The organism is Pseudomonas sp. NFIX49, assembly GCF_900115915.1.
GTDB lineage: Bacteria > Pseudomonadota > Gammaproteobacteria > Pseudomonadales > Pseudomonadaceae > Aquipseudomonas > Aquipseudomonas pharyngis.
The window spans coordinates 359,787-367,182 of sequence record NZ_FOYE01000008.1; the positions used below are offsets into that span (position 1 = coordinate 359,787).

Here is a 7,396-nt window from a genome sequence, read left to right on the forward strand (position 1 = left end):
ATCCAAGGCGCTCTGGCGGCACCTGTCGTGGGGTGATTTATCGTCCCGGGGCTATGATTAGTCAATTTTCTATTTATTATTCCGAGTATTACCCAACCTTATAATCGAGAAATCCCATGGCCGAACGCGACGTCCAGCGCCTGCTCAACGACCGCCTCGACTGGAACCTGCTGCGTACCTTCCGGGTAATCGGCCAGGAGCTGAGCATCAGCCGCGCCGCCGCGCGTCTGCACCTGACCCAACCGGCGGTGAGCCAGGCACTCAAGCGTCTGGAGGAGCAACTGGGTCGCCAGTTGATCGCCCGGCGCGGCCCGCGCTTTGCCCTCACCGAAGTCGGCGAGCAGATCTTCGAACTGGCCGGCGAGATTTACGGGCAGATGTCCCAGGTCAGCAGCCTGCTGGAGCAACCGGCCGACGAAGTGATCGGCAAAGTGCGACTGCTGATCATCAGCCGGATCTTTTCCGAGCGCTTCGATGACTTCCTCGCTGACTTTCATCGGCAGTATCCACGGGTGGATCTGGAGGTCGATGTGATGCGCAGTTCGGACATCGTCAGCGCGCTTCAGGAGAAAACCGCGACCCTTGGTCTGAGCCTCAATCGCCGCCCGCAACCGCGTCTGGAACAGCGTCTGTTTCTGCGTCAACGCTATGCGTTTTTCTGTGGCAAACACCACGCGCTGTTTGGCCGACAGGACATCGGCGAAGGCGATTTGCAGCGGGAAAACTTCGTCAGTTTCACCAGCGACCAGATTGGCGGGATGCTTTCGCCGCTGACGATTTTTCGTGATCAGCAAGGCTTCAGCGGACGCATCGTCGCCTCATCGCCAAGCCTTGAGGAAGTGCGGCGACTGGTGATCGCCGGGTTCGGTATCGGTTGTTTGCCGGAGCACGTGGTGGCGGCGGACGTCGAGGGCGGATTGCTCTGGCGCCTGCCGCCCCACGAGGGGATTGCCGATGTCGACATTCATCTGCTGTGGAACCGCGACCAGCGCATGAGTCGCGCCGAAACGCTGTTCATCGAACGCTTGCAGGCCTGCCTGGCGGATCAGTAACCGAGCAGGCGATCCGCGCTGTTGAGCAGCGGTTCGCCGACGTTCAAACGGCGAAAGTTCTCGGCGATCTGTTCGGCGATGCAGTCGTGCGAAGCTGCCGAAGCCATGTGCGGGGTGACGGTTACACCCGGAGTTTTCCACAGCGAATGCTCGGCGGGCAGCGGTTCCTGCTCGAAGACATCCAGCAATGCACCGCGCAGTTTTCCACGGGCCAGTGCCTGTTGCAGATCGTCGATGTTCAGGTGCCCGCCGCGCCCGACGTTGACCAGCGCCGCGCCGTTGGCCAGCCGTTCTAACGTCTCGCGATTGAGGATGCCGCGAGTCTCCTGGGTGAGCGGCAACAGATTGATCAGCAACTCCACGCCGTCGAGGAACGGGTTGAAGCCATCGCTGCCGGCGAAGGTCTGCACGCCCGGCAAATCCTTGCTGCTGCGCGCCCAGCCACGCACCTCGTAACCGGCGCTGGCCAGGTCCTGCGCAATCGCGCTGCCGAGTGAGCCGAGCCCCATGACACCGATCCGAAACTCATGGGCCGGGCGTTGCAGCGGTCGCTCCCAATGCTGCTGGCGTTGTTGCTCCAGCACTTGATCGAAGCCGCGATGAAAATGAATCACCGCCCAGCGCACATACTCGGTCATGCCTTGGCGATGGCCGGGATCAACCACCCTGCACACCGGCAGATCCGGGCACGACGGATCGTGCTCCAGGTGATCGATGCCGGCGGCGACCGAGTGAATCACTTGCAGATTGGGCAACGCGGCGAGGCTGTCCGGCAGCGGAAACCAGCACGCCGCGATCTGCGCATTCGCCGCCCGGGGATCGTCGGCCAGCACCGCTGAAAGCTGCGGCGCACGGCGGGCAAAGGCCTCCTGCAATTGTTTGAGCAACAGCGTATCGCGGGACATTAGTGCAACGGTGTTCATGACAGATAGGACTCGCGCTGGGATTCGATCAGGGTCAGTGCGGCCTCCCAGGCCAAGTCGATGATGTTGTCCTGATCATCGCGGTCGAACTGTTCGGCGGTGTGGGCGCAGACTTCCGGCGACGGGAAATGCAGCTCGCAACCGCCGGCCAGCGCTTGCACCTGGGCTTGGCAGGCGCGCTCCAGAAAGTGGATTTCCTGGAATGCCTGGGCCACGCCGGAACCACCGACCAGCAGGCCGTGGTTGCGCAGGATCATCGCTCGGTGCGGGCCGAGATCGGCGATCAAACGCTCACGTTCATCCAGCGACAGCGCGATGCCTTCGTAGGTGTGGTAAGCAAGTTTTCCGTAGAACTTCAGTGCGTGCTGACTGATCGGCAGCAGGCCTTGTTTCTGCGCGGCGACGGCCATGCCGGCGGCCGTGTGGGTGTGGATCACGCAGTTCAGATCCGGCCGCGCCATGTGGATCGCCGAATGGATCACGAAGCCGGCGGCGTTGACCCGATGCCCGGCGTATTCAGGATCGACGATGCGCCCGTCCTGATCGATGCGCACCAGATCGGAGGCACGCATGCGGTCGAAAATCACCCCGTAGCGGTTGATCAGGAAATGATGCTCAGGCCCCGGAATCCGCAGGGTGATGTGGGTGTCGATCAGGTCGGTCATGCGAAAGTGCGCGATCAATCGGTACAACGCCGCGAGCTCGCAGCGGGCTTGCCATTCGATCGGGTCAATATGGGCGGGCTTACTCACGAATACACCTCTTTGCTGTTATGAAGGACGACCGGGTTGGCCCGCAAGCGCGCGAGGCCGCAGACACCGATCAGGGACAGGGCCGACAGCAGCGTGAAGAACACCGCCAATGGCAGCCACTGTCCGGAGAACTTGCTGGCCAGCAGCGTGCCGATCAGCGGCGTGGTGCCGCCGGCTACTGCGCAGCTCAATTGGTAAGCGATGGAAATGCCCGAGTAACGCAGGTGCACCGGGAAGGCCTGGGTCATGTACCCGGCGATCACCGCGTACAAAGCCGAGAGAATCACCACCGCGACGGCGATACCGAGGGTCATCAACAGGATGTTCTGGGTGCCGACCAGCAGGAACATCGGGTACGGCGTGACCATGCACAGCAGCGCCACCAACATCAGAAATCGGCCTTCGCCGATGCGCTCGGCGAGCAGTGCCGACAACGGTTGCGAGAGCAGTTGAATGACCGTCACCAGGAACAGGCAGTCGAGAATGGTTGCGCGCGGGATGCCCTGATATTGGGTGACGTAGGTGATCATGAAGGTGTTGGTGAAGAAGAACCCGGCCGAGCCGATGGTGACGGCGGCGGCAGCAAAAAGGATCTGCCGCCAGCATTGACGGATTACGTCTTTCACTGGGTATTTCGCGGTTTCGTTGTTGTCCTTGGCCTTGGCGAATTCCGGCGACTCATGCACCCCGGAGCGGATCATCAGGCCGACCATCATCAACACGCCGCTGGCGAGAAACGGCAGACGCCAGCCCCAGGCGAGGAAGTCTTCCGGGGACAGCGACGTCACCAGTCGGAACGCGATCAACGCCAGCAGCAAACCCGCCGGGCTGCCGAGTTGTGCAAAGGAGGCATAGAAGGTTTTACGCTTGGCCGGGGCGTGCTCACTGGCCATCAACACTGCCCCGCCCCACTCGCCGCCGACGGAAATGCCCTGAATCAGGCGCAATACGATCAACCCGATCGGCGCCCAGATGCCGACGCTGGCGTAGCTCGGCAACAGACCGATACCCGCCGTGGCCAAGCCCATCAGTGCCATGGTCACCAGCAACATATTCTTGCGGCCGAGGCGATCACCCAAATGGCCGAACACCATGCCGGCCATCGGACGGGCGATGAAGCCTACGGCGAAACTGCCGAACGCGGCGAGGGTGCTAGTCACCGGGTCGCTGCTGGGAAAGAACACTTGCCCGAGCACCAGTGCGGCGGCGGTGGCGTAGATGTAGAAATCGTAGAACTCGATGGTCGTGCCAATGAAGGCAGCGGCCGCGGCGCGACGCGGCTGAGCGGTGGTGTGCATGCAAGAACCCTGTGTATTTATAGTTTTGGGCAGGTGTCGAAGCGGCTGACGGTCGCGCTCTGTGGCGCTTGTGGGCTTTATCGCTTCCGTGAAAGGATTAGTCAATTTTCAAAAACTTATCTTTACTATTAGCGTGGCTACTACATGACTTCCTCCGCAAATCCCTGGATTGGCAGGCGTTTTCTCAATGACCGGCTGGATTGGAACCTGCTTCGCACGTATCTGGTGATCGGGCAGGAAGGCAGCATGAGTCGCGCCGCAGCGCGATTGCACATCACCCAGTCGGCGGTCAGTCAGGCGTTGAAACGTCTAGAAGAACAATTGGATTGTGTGTTGATTGCGCGCAGTGGACGGCGCTTTGATCTGACGGAAACCGGGGAAGAAGTCCTGCGGATTGCGGCGGATATCTACGGCGATATTTCCCGTTTGGGCACGGTGGTCGAGAACCGCCATGACGACGTTGTCGGCAAGATCCGCATCCTGACTGTCAGTGGCGTGCAGGCGCGGCATTACGATGAGTTTCTTGCGGACTTCCACGAAACTCACCCGAAAATCGAGCTGGAAGTCGAGGTGATGGGCAGCTCGAACATCATCAGTTCATTGCTGCAAAAGACCGCTACGGTGGGGGTCGGACTGTGTCGATTACCCCAACCAAGGTTGGAGCAACGGGTACTGTTTCGTGAGCGCTATGCGTACTTTTGCGGACAGCGACATCGACTGTTCGGGCAGCAGAATCTGACGCTGGAGCAACTGGCGGCGGAGAACTTCGTCAGCTTCACCAGCGATCAGCTCGGCGGCAATCTTTCGCCATTGACGCTGTTTCGTGACCAGCAGGGGTTTACCGGCAAGATCGTTGCTTCCTCCACCAGTTTCGAAGAGATTTATCGCCTGATCTGTGCAGGGTTCGGGATTGGTTGCTTGCCGATTCACCTGGTGCGACGGGATGTCGAACAGGGTTTGCTGTGGCGCTTGCCGCCGGAGGATGGGGTGGTGGATTTCGATATTCAGCTGCTGTGGAACCGCGAGCAGAAGATGACTCAGGCGGAAACGGTATTCCTCGACAGCTTCCAGCACATGCTCAGCTTGCGTGAGCCTGTGCTGTGAAGCTTTAGCGGGTTACACGTGAGGATCGCCCGGCGCTTTGGTCGGCGCCGCGTATTGCGGCTTGAGGTGACCGTCCTGGTCGAGTAGCCAGGCGTCCATGATCTGCCGCACCACCGGACCTGCGACTCGGCCACCAGCCTCGCCGTTTTCGATCATCACCGAAATCGCGATCTTCGGATGCTCGGCCGGGGCAAACCCGACAAACAGGGCGTTGTCACGATGTCGCTCGAGGGTTTTCTCGCGGTTGTAACGCTCACCCTGCTTAATCGCCACCACCTGCGCCGTACCACTCTTGCCGGCGATGCGATATTGCGCACCGGCCGCCGCCGCACGGGCAATGCCTCGGGCGTCGTGCATCACCATCTGCATGCCGTGGTTGACCTGCTCCCAGTCACGGGGATCCTTGAGCAGAATGTTCGGCATCGGGTGCTCGTCCACCGGTGCCACTCCGTCGACGGTCTTGGCCAGGTGCGGACGGTTCCAGATGCCCTTGTTGGCAATCAGTGCGGTGGCTTGAGCCAGTTGCAACGGCGTGACCTGCATGTAGCCCTGACCGATGCCGAGGATCACGGTTTCGCCGGGGAACCAGGCTTGTCGGCGCGTGGCGCGCTTCCATGCCTGGGACGGCATCAGGCCGGGTGACTCCTCGAACATGTCCAGCGAGACTTTCTCGCCGAGACCGAACATCGCCATGTAGTCATGCAGGCGATCGATGCCGAGCTTGTGCGCCAGGTCGTAGAAGTAGGTGTCGTTGGAGCGCATGATCGCCGCGTCCATGTCCACCCAGCCATCGCCGCTGTGGTTCCAGTTGCGGTATTTGTGGTCGAAGTCCGGGAGTTGGTAGTAGCCAGGATCGAAGACGCGGGTCTGAGGCGTGACCACGCCGGCATCGAGACCGGCAATCGCCACCTCTGGCTTGATCGTCGAACCGGGCGCATACAGACCGCGCAAAACGCGGTTGAACAGCGGGCGGTCGATGGAATCGCGCAGCGCGGAATATTCCTTGGAGCTGATGCCGGTCACGAACAGATTGGGGTCGAAGCTCGGATTGCTGACCATGGCCAGCACTTCGCCGGTCGATGGGTCCAGCGCAACCACTGAGCCGCGACGGTCGCCCAGTGCGGCTTCGGCGGCTTCCTGGAGTTTGACGTCGAGACTCAGGACGATGTTTTTGCCTGGTATCGGATCGGTGTGTTTCAGCACGCGCAGTACGCGGCCCTGAGCGTTGGTCTCTACTTCCTCGTAACCGACGTGGCCGTGCAGTTGTGGCTCGTAAAAGCGTTCGATCCCGGTCTTGCCGATGGATTGGGTACCACGGTATTCGACGGAATCGAGGGTTTTGGATTCTTTTTCGTTTATACGGCCGACGTAGCCGATCGAGTGTGCAAAGTGCGCACCCAAAGGGTAGTTACGGACGAATTGTGGCTCGACATCCAGGCCTAGCAGACGGAACTCGTTAACTGCCAGCACGGCGATCTGTTCTTCGGTCAGCTCATAGAACAGCGTTACGGGTGTAAACGGGTGACGCGACTGCTTCATGGCCTTATCGAAGACTGTGCGGTCTTCGGCGGGCAGGTGCAGGAGGTTGATGACTTCATCCAGCTCCTGGTTGACGTCAGTCGCGCGCTCTCTTGTGATCGTCAGGTTGTAGCTGGGACGGTTGTCGGCCAGCAACACACCATTGCGATCGTAGATCAGGCCGCGTGTCGGCGGGATCGGCAGGACATGGACGCGATTGTTTTCGGAGATGGTCGAGTGGTAGTCGAACTCGACGACTTGCAGGATGTACAGGCGCACCACCAGGGCGCAACTAATGGCGAACACAAACAAGGCACAGGCGATCAGGCGTTTGTTGACCAGCCGCGTCTCTTTTTCGTGATCTTTGATTGGGATGGGTTCGGGCATTTCTGCAGCCACTCTTTGACAAAAAAATGAGCGCCGATCCTTGGGCGTGACATCAGTCCGTTAAAAAACGAGCTGCACCATACCAAAAACCGGGCGGTCATTTCAGAGGGATTTCCCCAATGGTTGTGATCGTGACGGTTGGAGCTTCAGCTTCCTCCAGGCACTTTCCTGCAGGCAAAACAAAACCCCAACTGCTTTCGCAATTGGGGTTTCGGAATTTAATCTTGACGATGACCTACTCTCACATGGGGAAACCCCACACTACCATCGGCGATGCATCGTTTCACTTCTGAGTTCGGGATGGGATCAGGTGGTTCCAACGCTCTATGGTCGTCAAGAAATTCGGGTACTGACTCGTGACC

The 7,396-nt window shown here is 60.0% G+C and carries 6 protein-coding genes and 1 rRNA gene; 2 read left to right on the top strand and 5 right to left on the bottom strand.

What is annotated here, in order from left to right:
* Nucleotides 1–116 precede the first annotated feature (116 nt).
* Complete coding sequence (locus BMZ46_RS23720) at nt 117–1,052, top strand: LysR family transcriptional regulator (protein WP_074689278.1); 936 nt, start codon at nt 117–119, stop codon at nt 1,050–1,052.
* Here the strand turns inward: BMZ46_RS23720 and BMZ46_RS23725 are convergent.
* From BMZ46_RS23725 to BMZ46_RS23735, 3 genes are read right to left on the bottom strand one after another with little or no spacing between them, the layout of a single operon-like run.
* Entirely contained in the window at nt 1,046–1,975 is a 930-nt protein-coding gene (locus BMZ46_RS23725; protein WP_074689280.1) for a 2-hydroxyacid dehydrogenase, read from the bottom strand. The genes BMZ46_RS23720 and BMZ46_RS23725 overlap by 7 nt on opposite strands.
* Nucleotides 1,972–2,727, bottom strand: a complete 756-nt coding sequence (locus BMZ46_RS23730) for a class II aldolase/adducin family protein (protein WP_039772830.1) — start codon at nt 2,725–2,727, stop codon at nt 1,972–1,974. Before BMZ46_RS23730 ends, BMZ46_RS23725 begins: the two co-directional genes overlap by 4 nt.
* Entirely contained in the window at nt 2,724–4,025 is a 1,302-nt protein-coding gene (locus tag BMZ46_RS23735; RefSeq protein ID WP_074689282.1) for an MFS transporter, read from the bottom strand. Before BMZ46_RS23735 ends, BMZ46_RS23730 begins: the two co-directional genes overlap by 4 nt.
* A 144-nt stretch (nt 4,026–4,169) precedes the next feature.
* On the opposite strand from BMZ46_RS23735, the gene BMZ46_RS23740 reads away from it, so the two are divergent.
* Nucleotides 4,170–5,129 carry a LysR family transcriptional regulator gene (locus tag BMZ46_RS23740; RefSeq protein ID WP_064381145.1) on the top strand — a complete coding sequence of 320 codons (960 nt, stop codon included), beginning with the start codon at nt 4,170–4,172 and terminating at the stop codon, nt 5,127–5,129.
* Nucleotides 5,130–5,141: 12 nt separating this feature from the next.
* Here the strand turns inward: BMZ46_RS23740 and mrdA are convergent, their stop codons facing one another.
* Both mrdA and rrf read right to left on the bottom strand, forming a co-directional pair.
* Nucleotides 5,142–7,034, bottom strand: coding sequence for a penicillin-binding protein 2 (mrdA, locus tag BMZ46_RS23745; protein WP_074689284.1), 1,893 nt, complete (start codon nt 7,032–7,034; stop codon nt 5,142–5,144).
* 222 nt (nt 7,035–7,256) lie between these two features.
* Nucleotides 7,257–7,372 (bottom strand): 5S ribosomal RNA (rrf, locus tag BMZ46_RS23750).
* Nucleotides 7,373–7,396 lie beyond the last annotated feature (24 nt).